The sequence below is a fragment of the Streptomyces sp. NPDC054765 genome (assembly GCF_053612065.1).
Window position 1 is genome coordinate 94,036 of sequence record NZ_JBSHBP010000019.1, and the last position, 22,758, is coordinate 116,793.

General features: G+C 69.8%; 24 protein-coding genes and 2 pseudogenes. 18 read left to right on the forward strand and 8 right to left on the reverse strand.

What is annotated here, in order from left to right; genetic code table 11:
- The first annotated feature begins 437 nt into the window (after positions 1–437).
- Both ACWGJY_RS15175 and ACWGJY_RS15180 read left to right on the forward strand, forming a co-directional pair.
- Positions 438–1,430, forward strand: a complete 993-nt coding sequence (locus ACWGJY_RS15175) for a malate dehydrogenase (RefSeq protein ID WP_453261248.1) — start codon at positions 438–440, stop codon at positions 1,428–1,430.
- 152 nt (positions 1,431–1,582) lie between these two features.
- Positions 1,583–1,831, forward strand: a complete 249-nt coding sequence (locus tag ACWGJY_RS15180; protein WP_453261249.1) for a hypothetical protein — start codon at positions 1,583–1,585, stop codon at positions 1,829–1,831.
- Between the two features lie 16 nt (positions 1,832–1,847).
- Here the strand turns inward: ACWGJY_RS15180 and murG are convergent, their stop codons facing one another.
- Together murG and ACWGJY_RS15190 are read right to left on the reverse strand one after the other, a co-directional pair.
- Positions 1,848–3,017, reverse strand: a complete 1,170-nt coding sequence (gene murG / locus ACWGJY_RS15185; RefSeq protein WP_453261250.1) for an undecaprenyldiphospho-muramoylpentapeptide beta-N-acetylglucosaminyltransferase — start codon at positions 3,015–3,017, stop codon at positions 1,848–1,850.
- Positions 3,018–3,118: 101 nt separating this feature from the next.
- On the reverse strand, positions 3,119–3,478 hold the full coding sequence (locus ACWGJY_RS15190) for a hypothetical protein (protein WP_453261251.1): 360 nt from the start codon (positions 3,476–3,478) through the stop codon (positions 3,119–3,121).
- A 217-nt stretch (positions 3,479–3,695) separates the two neighbouring features.
- Between ACWGJY_RS15190 and ACWGJY_RS15195 the strand changes: the two are divergent.
- The 5 genes and pseudogenes from ACWGJY_RS15195 to ACWGJY_RS15215 form a co-directional block, all read left to right on the forward strand.
- Positions 3,696–4,424 (forward strand): annotated as a pseudogene (locus ACWGJY_RS15195) (helix-turn-helix domain-containing protein); the annotation flags it as partial.
- A 40-nt stretch (positions 4,425–4,464) separates the two neighbouring features.
- Positions 4,465–4,740, forward strand: a complete 276-nt coding sequence (locus ACWGJY_RS15200) for a DUF397 domain-containing protein (protein WP_453261252.1) — start codon at positions 4,465–4,467, stop codon at positions 4,738–4,740.
- A 173-nt stretch (positions 4,741–4,913) separates the two neighbouring features.
- Positions 4,914–6,728 (forward strand): hypothetical protein, encoded by a 1,815-nt coding sequence (locus ACWGJY_RS15205; RefSeq protein ID WP_453261276.1) that lies wholly within the window; start codon positions 4,914–4,916, stop codon positions 6,726–6,728.
- Positions 6,729–6,744: 16 nt separating this feature from the next.
- Positions 6,745–7,119: a hypothetical protein gene (locus tag ACWGJY_RS15210; RefSeq protein WP_453261253.1), complete on the forward strand. Its 375-nt coding sequence runs from the start codon at positions 6,745–6,747 to the stop codon at positions 7,117–7,119.
- A gap of 2 nt (positions 7,120–7,121) precedes the next feature.
- On the forward strand, positions 7,122–8,030 hold the full coding sequence (locus tag ACWGJY_RS15215) for a hypothetical protein (RefSeq protein ID WP_453261254.1): 909 nt from the start codon (positions 7,122–7,124) through the stop codon (positions 8,028–8,030).
- Positions 8,031–8,084: 54 nt separating this feature from the next.
- Here the strand turns inward: ACWGJY_RS15215 and ACWGJY_RS15220 are convergent, their stop codons facing one another.
- Positions 8,085–8,294: a DUF5988 family protein gene (locus tag ACWGJY_RS15220; protein WP_167538033.1), complete on the reverse strand. Its 210-nt coding sequence runs from the start codon at positions 8,292–8,294 to the stop codon at positions 8,085–8,087.
- A gap of 399 nt (positions 8,295–8,693) precedes the next feature.
- Here ACWGJY_RS15220 and ACWGJY_RS15225 point away from each other — a divergent pair, with 399 nt between their 5' ends.
- Entirely contained in the window at positions 8,694–8,942 is a 249-nt protein-coding gene (locus ACWGJY_RS15225; protein WP_453261255.1) for a hypothetical protein, read from the forward strand.
- Between the two features lie 235 nt (positions 8,943–9,177).
- On the opposite strand, the gene ACWGJY_RS15230 is transcribed toward ACWGJY_RS15225, so the two are convergent.
- On the reverse strand, positions 9,178–9,759 hold the full coding sequence (locus ACWGJY_RS15230; RefSeq protein ID WP_453261256.1) for a Uma2 family endonuclease: 582 nt from the start codon (positions 9,757–9,759) through the stop codon (positions 9,178–9,180).
- A 150-nt stretch (positions 9,760–9,909) separates the two neighbouring features.
- Positions 9,910–10,728 carry a hypothetical protein gene (locus ACWGJY_RS15235; RefSeq protein ID WP_453261257.1) on the reverse strand — a complete coding sequence of 273 codons (819 nt, stop codon included), beginning with the start codon at positions 10,726–10,728 and terminating at the stop codon, positions 9,910–9,912.
- A 214-nt stretch (positions 10,729–10,942) separates the two neighbouring features.
- On the opposite strand from ACWGJY_RS15235, the gene ACWGJY_RS15240 reads away from it, so the two are divergent.
- The 7 genes from ACWGJY_RS15240 to ACWGJY_RS15270 all read left to right on the forward strand — a co-directional run bounded on the left by ACWGJY_RS15240 (position 10,943) and on the right by ACWGJY_RS15270 (position 18,869).
- The gene (locus ACWGJY_RS15240) at positions 10,943–12,451 is read left to right on the forward strand and encodes an aldehyde dehydrogenase family protein (protein WP_453261258.1); all 1,509 of its coding nucleotides are present in this window, start codon (positions 10,943–10,945) and stop codon (positions 12,449–12,451) included.
- 60 nt (positions 12,452–12,511) lie between these two features.
- Entirely contained in the window at positions 12,512–14,062 is a 1,551-nt protein-coding gene (locus ACWGJY_RS15245; protein WP_453261259.1) for a GMC family oxidoreductase, read from the forward strand.
- A complete protein-coding gene (locus ACWGJY_RS15250; RefSeq protein ID WP_453261260.1) occupies positions 14,062–15,192 on the forward strand; it encodes a quaternary amine ABC transporter ATP-binding protein in 1,131 nt (376 codons plus the stop codon). The genes ACWGJY_RS15245 and ACWGJY_RS15250 overlap by 1 nt, the downstream gene beginning before the upstream one ends.
- Positions 15,192–15,362, forward strand: a complete 171-nt coding sequence (locus ACWGJY_RS15255) for a hypothetical protein (RefSeq protein ID WP_453261261.1) — start codon at positions 15,192–15,194, stop codon at positions 15,360–15,362. The genes ACWGJY_RS15250 and ACWGJY_RS15255 overlap by 1 nt, the downstream gene beginning before the upstream one ends.
- Positions 15,359–17,353 carry an ABC transporter permease gene (locus ACWGJY_RS15260; RefSeq protein WP_453261262.1) on the forward strand — a complete coding sequence of 665 codons (1,995 nt, stop codon included), beginning with the start codon at positions 15,359–15,361 and terminating at the stop codon, positions 17,351–17,353. Before ACWGJY_RS15255 ends, ACWGJY_RS15260 begins: the two co-directional genes overlap by 4 nt.
- 2 nt (positions 17,354–17,355) lie before the next feature.
- Positions 17,356–18,348 carry an ABC transporter substrate-binding protein gene (locus ACWGJY_RS15265; RefSeq protein WP_453261263.1) on the forward strand — a complete coding sequence of 331 codons (993 nt, stop codon included), beginning with the start codon at positions 17,356–17,358 and terminating at the stop codon, positions 18,346–18,348.
- A gap of 302 nt (positions 18,349–18,650) precedes the next feature.
- Positions 18,651–18,869: a hypothetical protein gene (locus ACWGJY_RS15270; RefSeq protein ID WP_453261264.1), complete on the forward strand. Its 219-nt coding sequence runs from the start codon at positions 18,651–18,653 to the stop codon at positions 18,867–18,869.
- Positions 18,870–18,987: 118 nt separating this feature from the next.
- On the opposite strand, the gene ACWGJY_RS15275 is transcribed toward ACWGJY_RS15270, so the two are convergent.
- The gene (locus ACWGJY_RS15275; protein ID WP_453261278.1) at positions 18,988–19,143 is read right to left on the reverse strand and encodes a hypothetical protein; all 156 of its coding nucleotides are present in this window, start codon (positions 19,141–19,143) and stop codon (positions 18,988–18,990) included.
- Positions 19,144–19,147: 4 nt separating this feature from the next.
- On the opposite strand from ACWGJY_RS15275, the gene ACWGJY_RS15280 reads away from it, so the two are divergent.
- Positions 19,148–19,285 carry a hypothetical protein gene (locus tag ACWGJY_RS15280; RefSeq protein ID WP_453261279.1) on the forward strand — a complete coding sequence of 46 codons (138 nt, stop codon included), beginning with the start codon at positions 19,148–19,150 and terminating at the stop codon, positions 19,283–19,285.
- On the opposite strand, the pseudogene ACWGJY_RS15285 reads toward ACWGJY_RS15280, so the two are convergent.
- A pseudogene (locus ACWGJY_RS15285) lies at positions 19,256–19,456 on the reverse strand (hypothetical protein); the annotation flags it as partial. The gene ACWGJY_RS15280 and the pseudogene ACWGJY_RS15285 overlap by 30 nt on opposite strands.
- A 57-nt stretch (positions 19,457–19,513) precedes the next feature.
- Between ACWGJY_RS15285 and ACWGJY_RS15290 the strand changes: the two are divergent.
- Complete coding sequence (locus ACWGJY_RS15290; protein WP_453261265.1) at positions 19,514–20,638, forward strand: trypsin-like serine peptidase; 1,125 nt, start codon at positions 19,514–19,516, stop codon at positions 20,636–20,638.
- A 398-nt stretch (positions 20,639–21,036) separates the two neighbouring features.
- Here the strand turns inward: ACWGJY_RS15290 and ACWGJY_RS15295 are convergent, their stop codons facing one another.
- Entirely contained in the window at positions 21,037–21,540 is a 504-nt protein-coding gene (locus ACWGJY_RS15295; RefSeq protein ID WP_453261277.1) for a GNAT family N-acetyltransferase, read from the reverse strand.
- A gap of 649 nt (positions 21,541–22,189) precedes the next feature.
- On the opposite strand from ACWGJY_RS15295, the gene ACWGJY_RS15300 reads away from it, so the two are divergent.
- The coding region (locus ACWGJY_RS15300; RefSeq protein WP_453261266.1) for an Ig-like domain-containing protein at positions 22,190–22,758 on the forward strand (569 nt) is incomplete at its 3' end.

The following is a 22,758-nucleotide window of genomic DNA, read 5'->3' on the forward strand; positions in this document are numbered from 1 at the left end:
GCCGAAATTCAGGGGGCATGCACGTCGGGATCCCGGGCATGCGAAAGATATCCCCCCACGGGTGTGGCACAACTCGGCGGCCACCCGCGCTCCCCCCTCCTTGAGCGGGTGGCCGCCCCCTCTGCTCACGAGGTCCCGCGCGGCGCGCGTGCCGGACCCGGGAAGCCCGTACGGACCGCCGCCGTACGGACCGCGGCCCGCCTACGGACTGCCGCCCGCCTACGGACCCCCGTACGGCCCCCCGTACGGACCCGCGACCCGAGGCACCCGGTGAGGTGTTCCACACCGGCCCGGCGCCTGCGGTGGGCGGGGGTCCGATAGCCTGACGGCCGGGTCTCTCGATACCAAGAGACCTCGCTAGCTGGGCAGGGACACCCACCGCCACCCATGGTGGTCCAGGGGCTTGCCCCCGGAAAAACACCGCGCAGGAGATCGCCATGACCCGCACTCCCGTCAATGTCACCGTCACCGGCGCCGCCGGCCAGATCGGTTACGCACTCCTCTTCCGCATCGCTTCCGGACATCTGCTCGGCGCGGACGTGCCGGTCAAGCTGCGCCTCCTGGAGATCCCGCAGGGTCTGAAGGCCGCCGAGGGCACCGCCATGGAGCTGGACGACTGCGCCTTCCCGCTGCTGCAGGGCATCGACATCTCGGACGACCCGAACGTGGCCTTCGACGGCGCGAACGTCGCGCTGCTCGTCGGCGCCCGCCCCCGTACGAAGGGCATGGAGCGCGGCGACCTCCTGGAGGCCAACGGCGGCATCTTCAAGCCGCAGGGCAAGGCCATCAACGACCACGCCGCGGACGACATCAAGGTCCTGGTCGTCGGCAACCCCGCCAACACCAACGCCCTGATCGCCCAGGCCGCCGCGCCGGACGTACCGCGCGAGCGCTTCACCGCGATGACCCGCCTGGACCACAACCGCGCGCTGTCGCAGCTCTCGAAGAAGACCGGCACCCCGGTCTCCGAGATCCGCAAGCTGACGATCTGGGGCAACCACTCCGCCACCCAGTACCCGGACATCTTCCACGCCGAGGTCGCCGGCAAGAACGCCGCCGAGGCCGTGGCCGACCAGAAGTGGCTGGCCGACGACTTCATCCCGACCGTCGCCAAGCGCGGTGCGGCGATCATCGAGGCCCGTGGCGCGTCCTCCGCCGCCTCCGCCGCCAACGCCGCCATCGACCACGTCCACACCTGGGTCAACGGCACCGCCGCCGGCGACTGGACCTCGATGGGTATCCCCTCGGACGGCTCCTACGGCGTCCCGGAGGGCCTGATCTCCTCCTTCCCCGTCACCACCAAGGACGGCAAGTACGAGATCGTCCAGGGCCTGGAGATCAACGACTTCTCCCGCGAGCGCATCGACGCGTCGGTGAAGGAGCTGGCGGAGGAGCGCGAGGCGGTTCGCGGTCTCGGCCTCCTCGGCTGACCCACCGCCGCAGCCGCCCCACCCGGGCGGCACCGCAGCACTGCAGCACCGACGAGCCCGCACGGTCCGCAACGGCCGTGCGGGCTCGGTCATATCGGGAAGGCCGTGCCCGCCGGCAGCGGGTCACCGCCGCGTTGCCAAGCTGTGTCTCTTTGGCTTCAGGCGGTCAACGCCCCTGTGCGGGCCGCGAACTCCACCCCCTCGTCCGGAGTGCCGAGCGCGGTGAGCACGCCGCACCGGTAACCTCACCGCGCTCCGCCCTCGCCGACGAGGCGACGGCGCCGAAGCTCGCCCTCTACCTCGGGGACCGGGACGTCCCCGATCCCTGGGGCAAAGCGCCGGAGGACTTCGCCGCCGTCGTCGCCCTCGTCGAGGAAGGCACCGTCCGGCACCTCCCGTAACGCACCGGTGCGCCGCTCAACCGGAGGCGGCGGACAGGAGCACATCCACCAGCCTGTCCGCCGCGTCGGGCCGCCCATGCGCCCGAGCCGCCTCCGCCATCGCCTCGCGCCGCGCGGGATCCGTGAGGAGCGACCCGACCGTATCCCTCAGCGCACCGGCAGTGACGTCATCGAGCAGAGCAACGGCGGCGCCGGCCTCCTCCAAGTGCCGTGCGTTGTGCGCCTGCTCATTCCCCGCCGACGAGGCCAGCGGGATGAACACGGCTGGCTTTCCGAGGGCGGTGAGCTCCGCGAGGGTGCCGGCTCCGCTGCGAGAGACCACGACGTCAGCGAGAGCCAAGACGTCAGGCAGCTCCGCGTCCACGAACCCCGTGAGGTAGTACCGGGCCGCGAGTTCAGCGGGCAGGCCCGCCGCATGTTGCCGCAGAGCATCAAGGTTCGCCGGCCCGCACTGGTGAATGATGTTGGCACGCTCCAGCAGCCACGACAGCGCGCCCGCCACGACCTGGTTGATCTGCTGGGCGCCTTGGGCGCCGCCCGTGACATAGAGGGTCGGGAGCTGCCGGTCGAACCCGCCGAGCCCCAGCGCCGTCACCGCCTTGTCGCCATGCCCGGTCAGCACCTCGGGGCGCACCGGGTTCCCCGTCACGACCGCGGCACCGCGCACCGCCTCCGGCAGCAGCCGCAGCGTCGACTCCGACGACACCGCGATACGCGTAGCGGATCCGGCGAGCTTGCGATTCGCCAACCCGAGCCGCACGGTCTGCTCGTGCAGCACCAGCGGTCGCTTGCACATGCGCGCGGCGATCCCGGCCGGGACTGCAACATACCCACCTGTCGCGAGGACGACGTCCGGCCGGAAGCCGGCCACGATCTTGCGTGCCTGGGCGACTCCCAGCGGCACGCGTGCCATGTCCCTGATGTTCGCCGGGCTGGCCATTTTCAGAGGGTTGTTGGAGCGCCGGATCTTGCCGGTAGCGACCGTGGTGAAGTGGATGCCCTCAGCTGGAGCGATACGAGCCTCAAGACCATCCGGGGTGCCGATCCAGAGAACGTCGAGAGTGCCGCCGCTGGTCGCCAGTCGGGCTTGCAGAGTGCGGATCGCCGTCAGGGCGGGATAGGTGTGGCCGCCAGTGCCTCCGCCAGTGACGATCAGGCGAAAGGTGCGAGGAGCGTCAGTAGTCACGCCACGGCACGCTACCGGCAGCCCGCCGCCGCGGCCGCCCCACCCGGGCGGCACCGCAGCACCGACGAGCCCGTACGGCCCCAACAGCCGTGCGGGCTCGGTCATGCGAGCCTGGGCCGCAGCTCCCTGCCACCGGCCTCGTGGCCACCGTCCGCCGCCACGGGCAGGCGCGCGCCCCGGCTGTCGGCGACGCGCAGCACGTTGCCGAAGGCCTGTGTAGTTGCCCGCAGCGCAAGCCGCAGCGCGTGTTCCCCCGCCTTGCCGTCGTCCAGTACGGCCACCGCGCCCCTGAGGACATCGGCACCATCGCAGAGCTGTTCCGCCTCGATCTCATCGGCCAGCCGGGACAGCACGCCCCCGGCGCCGTCCGCCGACAAGAAGCACGGCCTCCCGCCTTCGCCCTCCCACGGCAGCAGGCGCAGCCCTGGCCACACGGGGGCGGCATCCCGGTCGTAACTCATGCTCGATGACTCCCAGAAGTTGGTTGCGCAAGAACGCGGCACAGTCGGCCGAATGACCCGTTACGTTGGGTGTGTTCAGCGTTGCGCCCCGTAGTTCGGGACCGCAACGTCCGACGCGTGACACTCGCCATCTGGCACCAAGGGGGATGCGGTGAGCCGACGACGACGCAATGCAGAGAGTGGACCGGCAGCCACCAATGCCGCCGTGTTCGGGGAGGTGTTGCGGCACTTCCGGGAGGCGGCGGGGTTCACCCAGGAGGAGCTCTCGAACAAGATCCCGTGCGACCGCTCGCAGGTGGCCCGCGTGGAGGCGGGCACGCGCGTACCGCAGGACACGTTCGCCAAGCAGTGCGACGACTTGCTCGGTACGGGTGGAGTGCTGCTGCGGTTGTGGGGGCGGATCGACTGGTATCCGGAGGTGCAGCATCCGGACTGGTTCGAGCGTCGGGCGGAGATGGACGCGGTGGCGGTGGCGCTGCGGGAGTACCAAGCCCAAGTGATGCCAGGGCTGTTGCAGTCGGAAGAGTATGCGTGGGGACTGTTCTCCGACCTCGCGAGCAGTGAGAGGGCGGAAGAGCGCGTCAGGGCTCGACTCAGCCGACAGGGGCGCTTCCTTGATGAAGGCGGACCCTTGTATGTCGCGGTTCTGGACGAAAGCTGCCTACGCAACGTGGTGGGAAGCGCGGCCGTCATGCGCGGTCAGTGCGCACACCTGTTGGCCGTGGGCCGACGTCCCAACATCCGTATCCAGGTCGCCCCGGCCCATCGTCCTGGACTCATCCGGCCCAAAACCTCGATGACGCTGATCACCCTGCCGAAGGGGGAGCAGTGGGTCTACTCGGAGTCGCTGGACCGTGGGCATTTCAACGACGACCCAGCCATCTTCTCCCATCACAGTCAAACCTATGATGTGCTCCGGGCGGATGCTCTGTCAGCCCCCGAATCCGCCGCTCTGATCGGCGACTTCATGGAAAGGTACGGGGACCATGGACAAGCACCAGCTGAGCACAGCGATATGGATCAAGAGCAGCTACAGCGACCGCGATGGCGGCAACTGCATCGAAGTGGCGCTCACCTGGATGAAGAGCAGCTACAGCGACAACAACGGCGGCGACTGCATCGAAGTAGCCCCCGGTATCCCCGACGCCGTCCCCGTCCGTGACAGCAAGGACCCGCACGGCCCCGTGCTGGTCTTCCCGACGGGCGGCTGGTCGTCGTTCGTCGGCGCCCTCAAGAACGGGGAGTTCCCCGCGGGCGTCTGACCCGCGCAGGGAAGGTGCCCCGCAGGCCGCGCGACAACCTTGCGTCATCGCGCTGACACGGAGTGCTCCGCTCCCTTATGCTGCGGCTTCCACACTGCCCCGCGCCCGGCCACCGGCAGCTCGCCCGCCAACCAGGCTGCCGGGGCGGCCAGTTGGTGTTGCGGGGGAGGATGATGGCTCGTACGGATGTGCCTCAGCAGCAAGGAGAGCCCGACGGCCCCCGGCGGTCGGGCCGGACACCGGAGGGCGCCGGGCCCCCACCGCTCCCCCCGACCCCGCCGGGCGCCAGCGAAGCCACTCGGCTGCTGTGCGCCGGCACCTACCTGGACGACACCTTCCGCGACGCCGTCATCGACGAGCTGTACGTCCACGAGGAGCGGTTCGCCGCGCCCTCCCTGGGCATCGACGCCGCCCGGGTCCTGGCCCATGCGTTGCGTGCCCGGCGGCTGGAACTGAGCTGGGCGGCAGCGATCGTGCTGTTATGGATCGCGGCCATCCCGTTGTCCGCGGGCCTCGTGGTGCTCTACCTGTTCCCCATCGTCCTGATGGCACTCGGCCGCGCCGTCCACCGGGCACCGATCCCGCGCTGGCTGGCCGTGCTGTGCGCCTTCGTGCTGCGCTGGTACGGACGGCTGTCGCTGACGCTCTACTGCTTGTCGCTGCTGGTGGTGGCGTGCGGCGGGGCCAACGTGCGCGTGGACTGGATGTTCTTGCCCCTCCCGGACGCCCTCAACCCCCTGACGAGCGGCGCCCCGGACAGCTACGACCCGTACGGCAACCCGTCGTCGGAGGGCGCCCTCAGCCAGGGAATGGGTGTCTCCGCGCTGGGGGGCGGCATTGGGGTCAACACCCTGCTGCCGGTGTGGATCGCGCTGCTGCTGCCGCTGGCGCTGGCCGTCGTGGTCGCGCTGCAACGCGGCCAGTTTGCCCGCGCGCTGGCGCGCGAACTGTCCAGGGAGCGCTTCCCCGATGTCATGTCCGACCCTGCCGAACGGTCCCAGAGTCACCGCTCCCGGCGGCTGCGGGAGCGGGTGCGGGTCGAGCAGCACGGGCCGCTGGTGATGTACCGGGCCGCCCACCCGTTCTGCGGCGCCGGATACCCGTACAAGACCTGGTCACTGGCGGTGGAGCTGAACCCCAGGGCGGACTGCGATCCCGAACCGTTGGACAACGGCGCCATCCTGGCCCGGATCATCCCGCTGGTGGCGGCGCTGCGGGTGCCGTCACCGCACGGTTCGCCGGGGGCGGCAGCGGTGCGCGACCGGCTGCGCGCGCTGGAGATCGACGAGTGCGTCTTCCTGCCGGCCGAGGGGCTGCCGACCCGCGCTGCGGCGCCGTACGAACCGGCGGAGTTCGAGGGACACCGCGCGGCGGCGGTGGAGGAGGGCGGGGAGACCCGCCGGCACTTCCTGCGCATCCGGATCGGCGGCTGGGACGAAGGCATCGTCACCACGCTCTTCGTACGGGTGCACACGCAGGGCGGGATGCTGATGCTGGAGGTGGCACCGCATGTGCTGTTGCCGCTGCGGCAGCTCTTCCAGGACGCCGACCGGCTCGCCCACCAGTACCGGCACCACGACCGCTTCGGCAAGGCGGTGTGGGCGCTGTCCCACACCCCGCGCTCCGCTGGAAATGCCCCCCTCACGCTGCTGCGCGGCCTGCTGCCGAGCTGGCAGCTGGGCACCGCGGGACATGGCGCGGCACTCCCCGAAGGCCCCGGTGCCTCCGTACGCGAGCTAGGTTCGTTCGGTGAGTCGTCGCTCTTCCAGGACATGGACGTCGCCCGCTATCTGGGGACCGTTCAGCAGCGGGTGGTGGCCGGGGTGACCACGGCGCTGCGCGAGGCGGGCTATCAGACCGCCGAGTTCGAGCAGCGGGTGGTGCATGTCGCCGAGGGCGGCGTCTACATCGAGTCCGCACAGGGCGCCGTCGGCGTCGGCGACCACAACACGATCACCCACAACACGCCCCATCGCAGCTCCGATTAGAAGGGAAGTACCCACCGTGGCAACGGCTGATGAGCGCGGCAACGGCATCCACATCGGGAGCGTCCGGGGTGCCTTGGCCATCGGGAACCACAACACCGTGACCCATCACGAGGGCGGCTCCGCCCCCGCGGTGGACCCGGCGCAGGAGGAACTGCTGCGCGCGGTGCGGGCGCTGCGCGACGACCTGACCCGGGCGGTGCCCAGCCCGCAGGTCACGGCGCTGAGCGGCGAACTCGCCGAGACCGAGACGGAGATCGCGGACACCGGTGCGGCCGGTCCCGGGCGGGTGGCGCGGCTGCGTACGGCACTGGCCGACGCCGGGGGCGTGGTGGGCCTGCTGGCCTCCGGCGCGGCGGTCGTCCAGGCGGTCGCGGCCCTGGTGGGAGGCTGACGATGAAGCGCGGCGGCCAGGCCCGCTGGAACAACGAGACGCAGCGCTGGGAGGACGGCACCCCGCCGCCCGCGCCCTATACGGGCCCGATGCCGCCCCGGCCGTCCTTCGCGCCGTCGGCGGGCGGGACTCCTTCGGGTGCGGTCCCTCGCCCTGCCACCGACCCGCTCTTTGCCCCCACATCTGCCGAGCCGTTCTTTGCCCCCAGCCCTGACACCGACCCGTTCCTGGCCCCTGCGCCCGGTGTCCGGCACCGCACCGCGGCCCTGGTCGCCGGTGCGGCGGTGGCAGTGATCGCAGCGGCCATCGGCGGCGGCTATCTGCTCTGGGGCCACCCCGGCGACGCCCCGGCCGCCGCCCGCCCGGCGGCCCGCACCGAGGCATCCGCCCCGGAAAGCATGGCCACTGCCGCACCCACCAGCGCCACGGCCGGCACCAGGACCCCCACTCCCGTCTCCACCGGCCTTCCCGACGGCTACCGCCTCGTCCACGACAAGAAGGGCTTCACCCTCGCGGTGCCCGGCACCTGGAAGCGCAGCGAACGCAAAACCGGGGTGTTCTACACCGCCCCGGACGACCACTGGCTGCTCCAGGTCTTCGAGATCAGTGAACCGGACACCACCCCGTACGAGGCGTTGGCGACGGCGTCGCGGGGGCTGTCGGGCAACCCCGGCTACAAGGAAATAAGCCTCGAAGCACTGGGGTACCCGGGACCTGGCACCGACGCCACCCAACTGGTCTACGCCTATGACAGCGAGCGCCTCGGTGTGCGGGTCAAGGTCGTGGACTGTGCCTTCACCGTCGCCGACGGCCGCCAGTTCGCCGTACTCGTCCTGGGCCCCGAGGCCGACTGGCCGGATCAGGAATGGACCCAGCAGAACATCCTGCGGACTTTCGTTCCCGGCAGCTGAGTGCTGTGCGCTGACCGCTGTGCGCTGACCTCTGCGCAGGGCCCGTGGGGCGTACTACCCGGGCAGCTCCGTGCGCTCCCACCACTCGTAGACGGGCAGGGCCCCCTCGGCGGTGTGCTGTTGTCGGCTGGTGGCCCGGAAGTGTTCGTAGCCGTTCCGGAACGGGATCTTCAGCTCGGCCCCGGGCGGATCGACCGGCACGATCCGCTCGGGGAGTTCCTCGGGGCCGCCTTCGAGCACCGCTTTCGCCGCTGTGTCAGCCATGCCTGCATTGTCGTCCGGCCCGCCACCCACGGCCTCTCCGGTTCGGCAGCGCGGGTGACGGCTGCCGGGGCCACGCACGACGGGGCGGCGTGACCGTGCATGACGCCAGGAGCGGCAACCAGTGAGCGCCGGTCACCGGGCTCCCTCAGGAAATCACCACGCATTGCGTGTAATGCCCATGTAACAAGGGAACTTGAGCCCTTGAATTGGCGGACGTCCGAGTGATGGGTTGTCAAGTGTCCGAGGAAATCCTCGACACACACCGCGTTTCCACACGGCCGAACACCTCCGGCTGTCCGCGGGCCCCGGGCGGTTGCGATTCCCGCCGACACCCCGCAGACGGCGGATCCGCACGCCGTCAGGCGCGCACGCACCACACGTACGCAAAAGAGAGAAGACATGCGCAAGCTCAAGAATGCAGCAGTTGTCGCCGTCGGCCTTCTGGCCTTCTCCGGTGTCTCGGTCGGAGCCGCCCAGGCCGACGCCACCTACCCGCCGAACACGGACTACACGATCACCGGACACTTCACGGACTGCTTCGACGCCGTCCACCAGTCGGCGCAGCGGTACGGGACCCCCGACGACATCCACCGCTTCCAGTGCATGCTGAACGAGGACAACACGGCGGCAGATCTCAACTACGCGTGACGTCTGCGGTCCGCTGACCGGGCCGTGACCTCCGGGCAGCGTGAACACCGAACGGCGGCTCCTCCGCCCCCTTCGCCGGGGCCGGGGGAGCCGCCTTCGTGTTGTGACGCGGGGCGGCAGCGGAGCACCCCCGGGGCGGTGCCGGGTTCATCGGCGGCGGAGCCCGAGAGCTCGGAATGCGTTCCGTGAGGTCCGGGTCCCGGCGGGTGCGGCCGTGATTTCGTCACGGGCCGGGTCAGTCCCGGGGGAACTCTTCGGTGGAGAGGGTGAGGCCGACGACCGTGTGGGTGAGGTCGAGGGGCGTGCCGTAGGTGACGGCGAGGTCGATTTTGTAGTCGCCGTCCTGCGGGTCGGTGAACACGCGGCACCGGCCGAGGTAGGGGTCGGCGATCAAGTAGACCGGGACCTCGGCGAGCGCGTAGGCCGTTTTCTTCGGGCCGTAGTCGTTCTTGCCGGTGCTCTGGGAGATGACCTCGGCGACGAATTCGATGTCCTGGTAACGCGGTTGGTTCTTGTCGTTCTTGGTGGCCTCTTCGGCCAGTGCCACCACGTCGGAGGCGAACCCGTTCAGATGGCCGGGAAAGTCGATGCGCACGTCGGACAGTACGCGCTTCCTCGGATACCGCGTGCGGAGCTGTTCGTAGATGTCAGCGATGGTCTCCCAGTGCGTGCCCCGCTGCGGCGCCGTGTAGATGGTCCCCTCGACGATCTCAGCCTTGTAGCCCTCGGGGACGTGCATCTGATCCAGCCGCTCGAACATGTCGTCCAGCTCGCTGCTCTCGGCCATCTCGGTCCTGTCGGTCAGTTCGATGGTCACCGTGCCGCTCCTCCCCGCTGCCGCGCGGGCGCGGGCAGCCGCACGGTTCAACGATACGTATGTACGAACGGTTACGTACCGCAATCGCGGTGACGTTATCGCGATCGCGGTGACGTACCGCGATCGCGGTGACGTACCCGCGCGCACGGGTCATGCGCTCTGTGACCCCTGAAGCTGGTTCTCCAGTGCCGAGATGTCGGCCGTCTTGCCGGGCGGGGGTGTGGTGGCGGAGACCGGGGTGTCGTAGTTGCTCAGCAGGATGGTGCCGGTCTGGTGGTCGACCTCGGCGGTGAGTTTGAGGGGGTAGTGCTTGCCGTCGATGGCTACGTAGAGCGTCTGGACGGCTCCCTGGGCCTTCTTGATGACGGGGAGCACGCGGGCGCCTTCCTGGGTGGTCGGCCGGCCCTTGACGAGGGTGGCGGAGGGTGAGGGGGAAGGGGAGGCCGAGGGGGCGCCGGAAGGGGGCCGGTCGGGGCCCACGGCCGATTTCTGGAACGCCTTGAGGTCGCAGGCCGCGGACAGGCCCCGGAGAAAGGCGTCCTTGGTCGTGCCGTGCAGGAAGGTGTCCTGGTATTTCGCCGCGGCGTCGTCGCCCGCCTTGCCGGGCAGCTGACTCTTCCAGAAGGCCGCGTCCGGTTTCATCCAGACCTGGTTTCCGTGCTTGACGAGCTGGACGCGGCCGAGCTCGCCCTTGCTGATGGCGCCGGTGCAGTTGCCGGCGCGGTCGAGGGTGAGATCGAGCTTGGTGGGGTCGGCACTGGTCTGGGTGCGCAACCGCAGGGACTTCGCGGCGACCAGTTGGTGCAGGGCATCGTCGGAGATCTGCTGGGCCGATTTGTTCGCGAGATCGCCTTCGCCGCCGTCCGCTGCGCCGGCCGCCGCGGCGCCCGTACCGGCGGCTCCGGCGAAGAGGGCCGCGCCACAGGTCAGGGCGGCGGTGGCGGTGGCGGCGCGCCGTCTGCTGGTCATCTCGGCACCTCCGGTCCCGAGGGGGCTGTCCGCCAAGGACATACGGCTATTCAGGTTACGTTCCGGGGCATTCGACCGCACATTGAGTGAGTCGGCTCACTTTCCATGAAGGTTTGGGCATAGGTCCGTCGCTTCCGGGGAGGGGTCCACGTTGCTGGTGCCGCCAGTGGTTGCACCAGTGGGAACAAGATCGGTAACCGGAAGGCAGAACGACGTGTCGTCAATCGAGACCATTCACGTAGACGGGGTGTGGCTCCCTGCCGCATCCGGCGAAACGCGGGAGGTCCTCGACCCCGCCGACGCGACGACGCTCCAGCTGGTGTCCGAGGGGGGTGCCGAGGACGCCGATGCGGCGGTCGCGGCCGCCCGCCGGGCCTTCGACGGCGGTGCCGGTGCCTGGCCCCGTACGGCCGTCGCCGAACGTTCCGCACTGCTGCGCCGGGTCGCCGACCTGCTGCAGCGCGACCGTGAGGTCATCGCCCTCATCGAGAGCCGGGACACCGGCAAGACGCTGGAGGAGGGCCGGGTCGACGTCGATGACGTCACCAACGCCTTCCGGTACTTCGCCGACGTGGTGATGAACGAGAGCGGCGGCCGGGTCGTCGACGCCGGATCGCCCGATGTGCACAGCGTGGTCGTGCACGAGCCGGTCGGCGTCTGTGCGCTCATCACGCCGTGGAACTACCCGCTGCTGCAGGCAAGCTGGAAGATCGCGCCGGCCCTCGCGGCCGGCAATACTTTTGTGATCAAGCCCAGCGAGGTCACCCCGCTGTCGACCGTGCACCTGATCAAGCTGCTGGTCGAGGCCGGGCTGCCGGCCGGGGTCGCCAACATCGTCACCGGCGCGGGCCTGCCGGTCGGCCAGCGGCTGGCCGAGCACCCCGACGTCGACCTGTTCTCCTTCACCGGCGGCCTGGTCAGCGGCACGAAGGCCGGTGCGGCCGCGGTCTCCGGTGCCAAGAAGATCGCGCTGGAGCTGGGCGGCAAGAACCCCAATGTGGTGTTCGCCGATGCCTGCGCCACCGACGAGGGCTTCGACACCGCCGTCGACCAGGCGCTGAACGCCGCGTTCATCCACAGCGGGCAGGTCTGCTCGGCCGGTGCCCGGCTGATCATCGAGGAGTCGGTGCGCGACCGCTTCGTCGCCGAACTCGCCCGCCGGGCCGAGAAGATCAAGCTCGGCCGGGGCACCGAGGACGGCGTCGAGTGCGGCCCGCTGGTCTCACAGCAGCAGCTCGACAAGGTCGAGGCGTACGTCGCCTCCGCGCTCGCCGAGGGCGCCCAGCTGCGCTGCGGCGGCGCCCGGCCCAAGCCGTCCGACGTCCGCCCGGCCACCGGCTACTTCTACGCGCCGACCGTGCTCGACGGCTGCCACCGCGAGATGAAGGTGATCCGCGAGGAGACCTTCGGGCCGATCCTGACGGTCGAGACCTTCAGCACCGAGGACGAGGCCGTCGCGCTCGCCAACGACACCGAATACGGCCTGGCCGGTGCGGTCTTCTCCGCCGACACCGCGCGTGCCCGCCGGGTCGCCGCGCGGCTGCGGCACGGCACGGTCTGGATCAACGACTACCACCCCTACCTCCCGCAGGCGGAGTGGGGCGGCTTCGGCAAGTCCGGAATAGGCAGGGAATTGGGTCCCTCGGGTCTGGACGAGTACCGCGAGAGCAAGCACATTTACGAAAACCTCCGGCCGGAGCCGGTGCGCTGGTTCGCGGGCTGACACCCCGTCGCTGACTCGGTACCACCCGCACCACGCACGTTGTAAGAAGGAGCACCCCCAATGCCTGTGTACGACTATGTCGTTGTCGGCGGTGGCACCGCCGGTTCTGTGATCGCCTCCCGTCTCACCGAGGACCCGGATGTCACCGTCGCCGTCATCGAGGGCGGCCCCTGCGACATCGACCGCGAAGACGTCCTGACACTGCGCAAGTGGCTCGGCCTGCTCGGCGGGGACCTGGACTACGAGTACACGACCACCGAGCAGCCGCGCGGCAACTCGCACATCCTGCACAGCCGCGCCAAGGTCCTCGGCGGGTGCTCCTCGCACAACACGCTGATCTCGTTCAAGCCGCTGCCGTCCGACTGGGACGAGTGGGAAGCGGCGGGCGCGGCCGGGTGGGGCGCCAAGAACATGGACCCGTACTTCGGCAAGCTGCGCAACAACATCGTGCGGGTGGCCAAGAAGGACCAGAACCAGATCGCCACGGACTGGATCGAGGCGACGAAGAGCGCGCTCGGTGTCCCCGAGGTCGTCGGCTTCAACGACCAGCCCTTCGAGGAGGGCGTCGGCTTCTTCGACCTGTCCTACCACCCGGAGAACAACAAGCGCTCCTCCGCCTCCGTCGCCTACCTCCACCCGCACATCGAGGCCGGCGACCGCCCGAACCTCACGCTGATGCTGGAGACCTGGGCGACGAAGCTGGAGCTGGACGGCACGACCGCCAAGGGCGTCCACGTCCGGACGAAGGACGGCGAGGAGGTCTACGTCGAGGCCGCCCGCGAGGTGCTGGTCTGCGCCGGCGCCGTCGACACCCCGCGGCTGCTGATGCACTCCGGCATCGGCCCGCGCAAGGATCTGGAGGCGCTCGGCCTGCCGTGCGTGCTCGATCTTCCGGGCGTCGGCGAGAACCTGATCGACCACCCCGAGTCGGTGATCGTCTGGGAGACCGACGGGCCGATCCCGGGCAACTCCGCGATGGACTCCGACGCGGGTCTGTTCGTCAAGCGGGACCCGGAGCACAAGGGCCCCGACCTGATGTTCCACTTCTACCAGATCCCGTTCACCGACAACCCCGAGCGGCTGGGCTACGAGCGCCCCGAGCACGGGGTGTCGATGACGCCGAACATCCCCAAGTCCCGCTCCCGCGGCCGGCTCTACCTCACCTCCGCCGACCCCGAGGTCAAGCCCGCGCTCGACTTCCGGTACTTCGCGTACGACGAGAACGGGGTCGACTACGACGGCGACACCCTCGTCGACGGCATCAAGCTGGCCCGCAAGGTCGCCCAGGCCGAGCCGTTCAAGAAGTGGCTCAAGCGCGAGGTCTTCCCCGGCCCGGACGTGACCGACGACGCGGAGATCAGCGAGCTGGTGCGCAAGGCCGCGCACACCGTCTACCACCCGGCCGGCACCTGCAAGATGGGCGCCGCCGACGACCAACTGGCCGTGGTCGACCCCGAATTGAAGATCCGCGGACTGGCCGGCATCCGTATCGCCGACGCCTCCGTGTTCCCGACCATGCCCGCCGTCAATCCGATGCTGGGCGTGCTCATGGTGGGGGAGAAGTGCGCCGAACTGCTCCGCAAGGCCCCGACCCAAGGAGGTGATGCGTGATGGCTACCACTGCCGCCGGCGCATCCGAGATACCCAACGCCCGCACGCCCGAGTCCGCTTCCGGCACCGAAGCGGACGGCCGCGAGGTCGTCTTCTCCGTCCGCCACCTCTGGAAGGTCTTCGGCCCCAAGGCCGACCGCATCCCCGACGACTCCTCGGTCACCGGCCTGAGCGCCCAGGAGCTGCGCGAGCAGACCGGCTGTGTGGCCGCCGTCCGCGATGTCTCCTTCGACGTCCACAAGGGCGAGGTCTTCGTCGTCATGGGCCTGTCCGGCTCCGGCAAGTCCACCCTCGTACGCTGTCTGACCCGGCTGATCGAGCCGACCAGCGGTGACCTGGAGATGGACGGCGAGGACGTCCGCGCCATGGACCGCACCTCGCTGCGCGAACTGCGCCGCCGCCGCGCCGCGATGGTCTTCCAGCACTTCGGCCTGCTGCCGCACCGCACCGTCGTCGACAACGTCGCCTATGGCCTGGAGATCCAGGGCATGAGCAAGACGGACCGCCGTGAGAAGGCGAACGAGATGGTCGACAAGGTCGGCCTGGCGGGGCTGGAGAAGCGCCGCCCCGGTCAGCTCTCCGGCGGCCAGCAGCAGCGCGTCGGCCTGGCCCGCGCGCTCGCCGTCGACCCCGAAGTACTGCTCTTCGACGAGCCGTTCAGCGCGCTCGACCCGCTCATCCGCCGCGATATGCAGGAAGAGGTCGTCCGCCTGCACCGCGAGGAGGGCCGGACGATGGTCTTCATCACCCACGACCTCTCCGAGGCGCTGCGGGTCGGCGACCGGATCGCCCTGATGCGCGACGGCGAGATCGTCCAGCTCGGCACCCCCGAGGAGATCGTCGGCTCCCCGGCCGACGACTATGTGCGCGACTTCGTGCGTGACGTCCCGCGCGAGCAGGTGCTGACCGTGCGCCGCGCGATGCGCCCGGCCAAGGACGGCGAGGCCGACGAGGGCCCCACGCTGGGACCCGACACCCTGATCTCCGACGCCATCGAGGCGGTTGCCCGCTCCGGCGGTGCGGCCCGTGTCGTCGACGACGGCCGCTGCCTGGGCATCGTCGACCATGCCTGCCTGCTGAACGTGGTCGCCCGGCTCGACAGCCCGCAGCACGGCGAGGTGGCCGCCTGATGTACGCCGCCACCACCCACCGCGGTGCCATACGCGCCGTCGGCTCCAGAGCTCCCGCGGCCACGCCCCGGGCCCGGCTGCGCGCCACCCTGCTGCGCCACTGGCGCGAGGCCCGGCGCTGCGCCGCCCTGAACGTGCCCACCGGCACCGTGAAGCGGGGGCGCGCATGAGCACCGCCACCACCACCGCGCCCCGCGTGGCCGGCGCCGACGCCAAGACCGGTCCGGTGCAGGCCCTGCTGCGCCGCCGCGGCCTCGCCAAGCTCCTGCTGCTCGCCGTCGCCGCGGCGGTCCTGGTCCCGCTGATCAACGCCCAGTGGCCCGGCGCCCTGTGGCCCTCGGACCTGACCGTCGATGTCTCCGGTCCGCTCGGCAAGACCAGCGACTGGATCATCAACAACCGCGACAGCCACTGGCTGTTCGTCTACTTCCTCGGCCACCTCAGCAACGCCGTGGTGATCTCCGTACGCGGCGTCTACCTGCTGCTGCTCGCACTCGGCTGGACCGGTGTGACGGCCGGGGTCACGCTGCTCGCCTGGCGCGTCGCCGGGATCCGTATCGCCGCCACCGCGCTGATCTCCTTCCTGGTCAGCGGGCTGCTGGGGACGTGGGTCCCCACCATGCAGACCCTCGCCCTGATGGTCGTCGCGGTCGCCGCCTCGGTCCTCGTCGGCGCCCTGCTGGGCCTGGCCGCGGGCCTGTCGGACCGGCTGTTCCGGCTGCTGCGTCCGGTCCTGGACACCATGCAGGTGCTGCCCGCCTTCGCCTATCTCCTGCCCGTCGTGCTGGTCTTCGGCATCGGCGTCCCCGCCGCGCTGCTGGCCACCGTCATCTACGCGGCTCCGCCGATGGCCCGGCTGACCGCGCTCGGCCTGCGCGGCGCGGACCCCGGCGTGCTGGAGGCCGTCTCCTCGCTCGGCGCCACCGGACGGCAGCGGCTGCTGACCGCCCGGCTCCCGCTGGCCCGCAAGGAGCTGCTGCTCGGCGTCAACCAGACGATCATGATGGCGCTGTCCATGGTCGTGATCGCCTCGATGATCGGTGCGGCCGGCCTCGGTGACCGCGTCTACCAGGCGCTCGCCTCGGTCGACGTCGGCGCCGCGCTCGCCGCCGCCATTCCGATCGTGCTGCTGGCCATCGTCATGGACCGCACCACCGCGGCGGCCGGCGAACGGCTCGGCGCCGGCACCGCCGCCACCGGCCCGCAGTGGCTGCGCGGCTGGCGTGCCTGGACGGGCGTGGCGGCGGTCACCGCCGTCCTCGCCCTCGCCGGCCGGCTGTCCGGCTCCCTGGTCTGGCCGGGCGCCTGGGCCGTGGATCTCGCCCGCCCCGTCAACGACTTCAAGGAGTGGATGGTCAACCACCTCTACTCCGGGGTTCCCGTCGTCGGCGGCACCGCCGACTGGGCGGCGCACTTCACCGACTGGGTGCTCAACCCGCTGCGCGACGGCCTGACGGCGCTGCCCTGGTACGGCACGCTGCTCGTCGTCGCCGCACTGGCCTGGCTCATCGGCACCTGGCGCACCGCGCTGACCGCCGTCCTCGCGATGGCCGCCGTCGGTGTGCTGGGCGTGTGGAAGCCGTCGATGAACACCCTGTCCCAGGTGATCGCCGCCCTGGTGGTGACCCTGGTGCTGGGCTTCGGCGTCGGCATCCTCGCCGCCGGCAGCAAGCGCCTGGAGGCGATTTTGCGTCCGGTCCTGGACGTCATGCAGACCATGCCGCAGTTCGTCTACCTCATCCCGGTGGTCGCGCTGTTCGCGGTGGGCCGCGCCCCGGCCGCCGCGGCGGCCGTCGTCTACGCGCTGCCCGCCGTCATCCGCATCACCACCCAGGGCCTGCGCCAGGTGGACCCGGCGGCCATCGAGTCCGCCCGCTCGCTGGGCGCCACCCGCTGGCAGATGCTGCGTCAGGTGCAGCTCCCGCTCGCCCGGCCGGCGCTGCTGCTGGCCGTCAACCAGGGCGTGGTCCTCGTCCTCGCCGTCGTCATCATCGGCGGTCTGGTCGGCGGCGGTGCCCTCGGCTACGACGTCGTCACCGGCCTCGCCACCGGCGACCTGGGCCTCGGCCTGGTCGCGGGTGTGGCCATCGTGTGCCTGGGCCTGATGCTCGACCGGGTCACCCAGCCCACGGAACGCCGCACGGCAGGGAAGGGAGTCTGATCATGTCCCGTACGCGTACCAAGATCCTCGGGACGGCCGTGTTCACCGGCACGGTGCTGCTCTCCCTTACGCTCTCGGCCTGCGGCAAGGCCGACATGACCAAGCAGACCTCGCCGTTCGCGGCGGCCAAGGGCTCCAAGTCGGTCACCCTCTCGGTGCAGACCTGGGTCGGCGCCCAGTCCAATGTCGCGGTCGCCAAGTACCTTCTCGAACACAAGATGGGCTACCACGTCGACACCGTCCAGGTGGACGAGATCCCCGCCTGGGACGCCCTCAGCCAGGGCCGGGTCGACGCGATCCTGGAGGACTGGGGCCACCCCGACCAGGAGAAGCGCTACGTCAAGGACAAGAAGACGATCACGGCGGGCGGCGGCAACGGTGTCACCGGCCATATCGGCTGGTTCGTCCCCAAGTACTGGGCCGACAAGCACCCCGAGGTCAAGAACTGGAAGAACCTCAACCAGTTCGCCAAGCAGCTCCGTACGCCGGAGAGCGGCAACAAGGGCCAGCTGATGGACGGTTCGCCGTCCTACGTCACCAATGACAAGGCGCTGGTGAAGAACCTCGGGCTGAATTACGAGGTGGTCTTCGCGGGCTCCGAGGCGGCGCAGATCACCCAGATCCAGCAGTTCGCCAAGCAGAAGAAGCCCTTCCTGACGTACTGGTACGAGCCGCAGTGGCTGTTCAACCAGGTGCCGATGGTGGAGGTCAAGCTCCCCAAGTACACCGATGCCTGTGCGGCCAAGGGCGCCAAGGATCCGCAGTCCATCAACTGCGCCTATCCGACCACCCCGCTGCAGAAGTTCTTCAACACGGAATTCGCCAAGAAGGGCGGCACTGCCGCGGCGTTCCTGAAGAACTTCACGTGGACGAAGGACGACCAGAACGAGGTCTCCGAGTCGATCGCGTCGAGCGGTCTGACCGCCGACGAGGCGGCCAAGCGCTGGGTGGAGAAGCACCCGGACGTCTGGCAGAAGTGGCTGCCCAAGAAGTAGCCGCGCACCGCCGCACACAAGGAAATACGGGAAGCCGCGGGAGACCGCGGAACTCGCGGACGGCCGCGGGCAGTCGCACGGAGCGTGCGGCCGCCTGCGGCCGTCTTGCGTCGTCCGGTGTGGTCGTTGTCCGTCGTCCGGTGTGGTCGTCTTCCCTTTTCCCTTTTCCGTCGTCCGTCGTCCGTCGTCCCTCGTCCGGTGCGCGACGGCGCCTTACCCGTTCGGGTGGCGGGCGGCGAACTGCCGCACGGCATGCGGGCGGGCGCAGAAGGCTGGCAGCCGCCACCGACGAAAGGCTCGTCATGCCCCTGCCGCCGCACTGCCCCACGCCCGACTGCGACGACCGGCTGTGGAAGGACACCACGCACACCGACACCGACTGGGACAACTGGCGCTGGTGGTGCTGCCGCTGCGACAAACAGTGGTATCCCACGGCGGAACAGCTCCAGGACTACCGCTACGCGACGGCAGACGGACTGCACCGTCCCGCACACCGGAACCCCCGGCCGGCCCGGCGGTAGGACGGTCGCCGGCCCCGCCGCCTGGTGCGTGGGTCCGGGGCCGGGCCTACCTGCGCCGACGCGGGCTGCGCCGGCCGGCGGATCCCAGGAGTTCCAGGAGTTATGGGAGCTACAGGAGTTAACGGGCCGCCGTCCACTCCTCACGGGCTGCCACGTACTCCACATCGCCGTGCTCCGCGCCCTCGATGTAGTCCGGCCACTCCTCGAAGAAGGTCCGTACGTAGCGCAGTCCGGCCTTCTCCAGCACACGGCGGGACCCGTGGTTGACCGTCATGGTCGTGGCCGTGACCCGCTGGACGCCCAGCCCGCCCGAGGAATTCCGGCAGGGCCCGCGCCAGGACCTCCGCCCGTGGCACCGGCCGCCCGGTGTCGATGAAGTGCATGACCTCGGGGTCGCCGTGCAGCGCGACGAGTGACTCCGCGTCGTCCGGGGTGAACCGGCGCAATACGAGCCGCTCCGTGCGGACCAGGATCGAGGAAGCCGGCATCGCGTACGTCCCGTTCTGTTGTCCGTCGGGGCGCCGGGCCCTGGTTGCCCGGCGGTCTTGGCGTGACGGCATAGTAGGGCGCAGCCCTATGAGGGACATGACAATTACGGCGCGCCGCCCGCCCGGCGCCGCCACGTATCAGGGGGACTCCGCGCGATGCCATCCATCCGCCGCTCCACCGCCGCGGCCGCGGCACTGGTCGCACTGCTCGCGGGCACCGTCACCGCCTGCGGCCCCGGTGATGACAAGGCCGCCGCTTCGGGCGCCGGCCAGAACGGCATGCCGACCGGCCTGGACGGCCTGAAGAAGTGGAAGGACGGCGGCTGGCAGAACTGGGACAAGTGGGCCCGCGGGGCGTCGGACTTCGTCAACCCGGTCATCAAGGACCACTGGAAGGCGGACCGGCTGGCCAAGGCGAAGGACTCGCCGGAGATCGGTGTGCAGGCCACCGGCGCGGGAAGCGAGTTCGACGCCACGGACCCCGAGCCGCAGCCGATCACCGCACAGCAGGTGGCCCGCCCGTACCACCAGCACATGGCGCCGGTCGGGAAGATCTTCTTCGACAGCCCGAAGGGTCCGATGGTCTGCTCGGGCACGGTCGTCGAGGACCCGGCGCACCCGGGCAAGTCCAACCTGGTGTGGACCGCCGGCCACTGCGTGCACTCCGGCAAGCAGGGCGGCTGGATGCGCAACATCGTCTTCGTGCCGTCCTACAACGACGACGGCGTGCCGATGAACGAGGTCGGCGCCACCCCGCCCCAGCAGGTCACCCCGTACGGCCGGTTCTGGGCCGACTGGATCACCACCTCCGGTGAGTGGATCAACATGGGCAGCGAGGAGACCGGAAACGGCGGCTCCGCCTACGACTTCGCGGTGCTGCACGTCAAGCCGGAGAACGGCGGCGGCAAGTCGCTCCAGGAGACCGTGGGCGCCGCCGCCCGGGTCGCGTTCGACACCCCCTCCGCCGACCGCATCGCCTCGCTGGACGCCTTCGGCTACCCGGCAGCGCCCCCGTTCGACGGTGCGCGCATGATGAACTGCCCGGCCCGCCCCGGCCGCCTCGTCATGCAGCAGGGCACGCCCGCCATGAACCGCATCGGCTGCACCATGACCGGCGGCACCTCCGGCGGCGGCTGGTTCGTCAACCACAACGGCAAGCTGACGCTGGTGTCCAACACGTCGATCAGCTCCAACGCCCACACCTGGCTGGCCGGCCCGCACCTCGGCCCGGAGGCCCAGCGGGTCTTCCACGAAATCAGCCAGAAGTTCGCGAACCGGTAAGCCGGATCGCGCAACCGGGCCATGGCGCGGGCGGGTACGGCGGGGCATGGGGACAGCTCGGCGAATCGGTACGTGTGGTGCGCGCGGGTGCCGGTCCAGACCAGCCACAGGTCCCGCATGGCTGGTATCTCGGCTGTCCAGAGTTGCGCGGTGTGCTCGTTGTGCTGGTCATGCTCGCCGAGTTCGCATAACAGGAAGTCGTCCAGGGCGAGCACGTCCGGCAGGTTGTCGGGTCCCCCCCTCCATGGTGGTGAGCGCAACGAGCCCCTCTATATAGGGAACGCTGGTGTAGGCGGTGCATTGCAGCACTTCGCGTGGTCCTTGGCGGTGTATGGGCGAGAAAGCGGAGCCCCGCCCGCAGATCGGCGAACGGGGCGCGCTCGTGAGCATCTACAGGGTCAGCCGCCGAGAGTGCCGGTCACGGCAGACGGGCCGGGGAAGTCTTCGGGCAATGCGTCCATCAGCAGCTCGTCAACGGGCTGCCCGAGCCAGTAACCGGACTGCCGAAGTCGACCAGACGGGCGGAACCCCGCCTTTTCATAAGCCGCGATCCCAGCCCGGTTGGGCTCCAAAACCTTGAGCCACACCATGCGTAGGTGGGCAAGGTGAAACGCCCAGTCCAGCGTGAGCCGTGCCGCTTCCGTGGCGTATCCCTTACCGCGCTCCTCAGGGGCGAGCACGATCACGAACTCAGCCGTACGCACGTACGGGTTGACTTCCAGGATCGTCATACCCACTGCCGTGCTGTCGTCCAGCCGTACCACCTCGAATTGCTGGAAGCGCTCATTGCCCCGCTGCCGCTCGTATCCGGCGGCGCGAACCTCCCAGGACTGCGGCGCCTTCCTGGTTTCTGTCTCTCCCTCTGTCTCTGCCTCTGCCTCTGTCTCTCCCTCTGTCTTCAGTTATCTCAACTTGCCTGTGAAGGCGGGAGGTTGAGGGGCAGGGAAATGGTTATCCCCGACGGTCGGGCGCCGGGATTTCATTGCGGTAGCGAAGGGAATAACGGCCCGGGAATTCCGCGGTCGAAGCGCACGCGTGGGTGGGTGCGTGTGTGCGTGTGTGCGTGGGTGTGGGGCGAGTGGGCGTATGGGTGAGTCGGTGCATAGTGGTCCGAACTGCGCTGGTTCGAACTGCAGGTCCGAACTGCGCTGTTGTGCAACGGCGTTGACGGTGGCGCAGAAAGGGCTCCCGGCGAGGTCCCGTACTGCCCGCGCGTCACCAGTACTGACACACGTCACATCCGCGCCCCATGGCGCACGCCGTGGGGCGCCGTGCGCGCCGCTACGCGCTGCGCCAATCAGGGTAAATGCGCGGAACGGCTATGGCGTGGCGGCGTGATCGGCGCGCCTACTGATGCTATCGACCGGCGGGTTGCCCACCTGGCGGAGGATATCGGTATGCAGATGCGAATCTCTGTCGGCTGCCATTACCGAGAGCCTTCCCCAGGTTGATGCCCACTTCCCGCAGATCAGCCAGATCGTCGGGGAGCTGAACGGCCCGCCATCCTCACCAAATTCGGAGGGCCATACCATGGCACCCACCTTCACGTTCGTGTCCGCAGCGCCAAACCCGGCGGTCTTCGGACAGAGCGTGACCCTGACCGCCACCGTTATCCCCCTGGGGCTGGGAACACCCACCGGCACCGTTACTTTCGTCGTCGCCGGCGGCCCCACCCTGACGGGAACACTCGTGGGCGGCACCGCGACCGTCACCACCAGCAGTATCAACGTGGGTTTTCACTCCATCACCGCGACCTACAACGGCAGCCCGCAGTTCTCGTCGTCCTCCGGTACGGCCTCCGTGACGGTGGGCAAGGCGTCGACGACCACGACGGTCACCTCCTCGCCGGACCCGTCGAACTTCGGACAGACGGTCTCCCTCACCGCCACCGTCGCTCCGGTCGCGCCGGGCGCGGGCACCCCGACCGGCACCGTCACCTTCTCCATCACCGGAGGCGGCACCCTGACGGGCACGCTCTCGGGCGGGACGGCAACCGTCACCACCAGCAGTCTCAGCGCCGGTACCCACTCCATCACCGCGACCTACAACGGCGATTCCCACTTCAATGCCTCCACCGGCACCGACACACAGACGGTGCTGCCGACCCTGTTGCCGACGAC

Coding starts and splice junctions, on each gene's coding strand:
- ACWGJY_RS15245 (WP_453261259.1), top strand. CDS start 12,512: ATGCCTGTGTACGACTATGTCGTTGTCGGCGGTGGCACCGCCGGTTCT.
- ACWGJY_RS15270 (WP_453261264.1), top strand. CDS start 18,651: ATGCCCCTGCCGCCGCACTGCCCCACGCCCGACTGCGACGACCGGCTG.
- ACWGJY_RS15235 (WP_453261257.1), bottom strand. CDS start 10,728: ATGACCAGCAGACGGCGCGCCGCCACCGCCACCGCCGCCCTGACCTGT.
- ACWGJY_RS15200 (WP_453261252.1), top strand. CDS start 4,465: ATGGACAAGCACCAGCTGAGCACAGCGATATGGATCAAGAGCAGCTAC.
- ACWGJY_RS15190 (WP_453261251.1), bottom strand. CDS start 3,478: ATGAGTTACGACCGGGATGCCGCCCCCGTGTGGCCAGGGCTGCGCCTG.
- ACWGJY_RS15220 (WP_167538033.1), bottom strand. CDS start 8,294: ATGGCTGACACAGCGGCGAAAGCGGTGCTCGAAGGCGGCCCCGAGGAA.
- ACWGJY_RS15290 (WP_453261265.1), top strand. CDS start 19,514: ATGCCATCCATCCGCCGCTCCACCGCCGCGGCCGCGGCACTGGTCGCA.
- ACWGJY_RS15250 (WP_453261260.1), top strand. CDS start 14,062: ATGGCTACCACTGCCGCCGGCGCATCCGAGATACCCAACGCCCGCACG.
- ACWGJY_RS15215 (WP_453261254.1), top strand. CDS start 7,122: ATGAAGCGCGGCGGCCAGGCCCGCTGGAACAACGAGACGCAGCGCTGG.
- ACWGJY_RS15260 (WP_453261262.1), top strand. CDS start 15,359: ATGAGCACCGCCACCACCACCGCGCCCCGCGTGGCCGGCGCCGACGCC.
- ACWGJY_RS15265 (WP_453261263.1), top strand. CDS start 17,356: ATGTCCCGTACGCGTACCAAGATCCTCGGGACGGCCGTGTTCACCGGC.
- ACWGJY_RS15225 (WP_453261255.1), top strand. CDS start 8,694: ATGCGCAAGCTCAAGAATGCAGCAGTTGTCGCCGTCGGCCTTCTGGCC.
- ACWGJY_RS15175 (WP_453261248.1), top strand. CDS start 438: ATGACCCGCACTCCCGTCAATGTCACCGTCACCGGCGCCGCCGGCCAG.
- ACWGJY_RS15205 (WP_453261276.1), top strand. CDS start 4,914: ATGGCTCGTACGGATGTGCCTCAGCAGCAAGGAGAGCCCGACGGCCCC.
- ACWGJY_RS15275 (WP_453261278.1), bottom strand. CDS start 19,143: ATGACGGTCAACCACGGGTCCCGCCGTGTGCTGGAGAAGGCCGGACTG.
- ACWGJY_RS15255 (WP_453261261.1), top strand. CDS start 15,192: ATGTACGCCGCCACCACCCACCGCGGTGCCATACGCGCCGTCGGCTCC.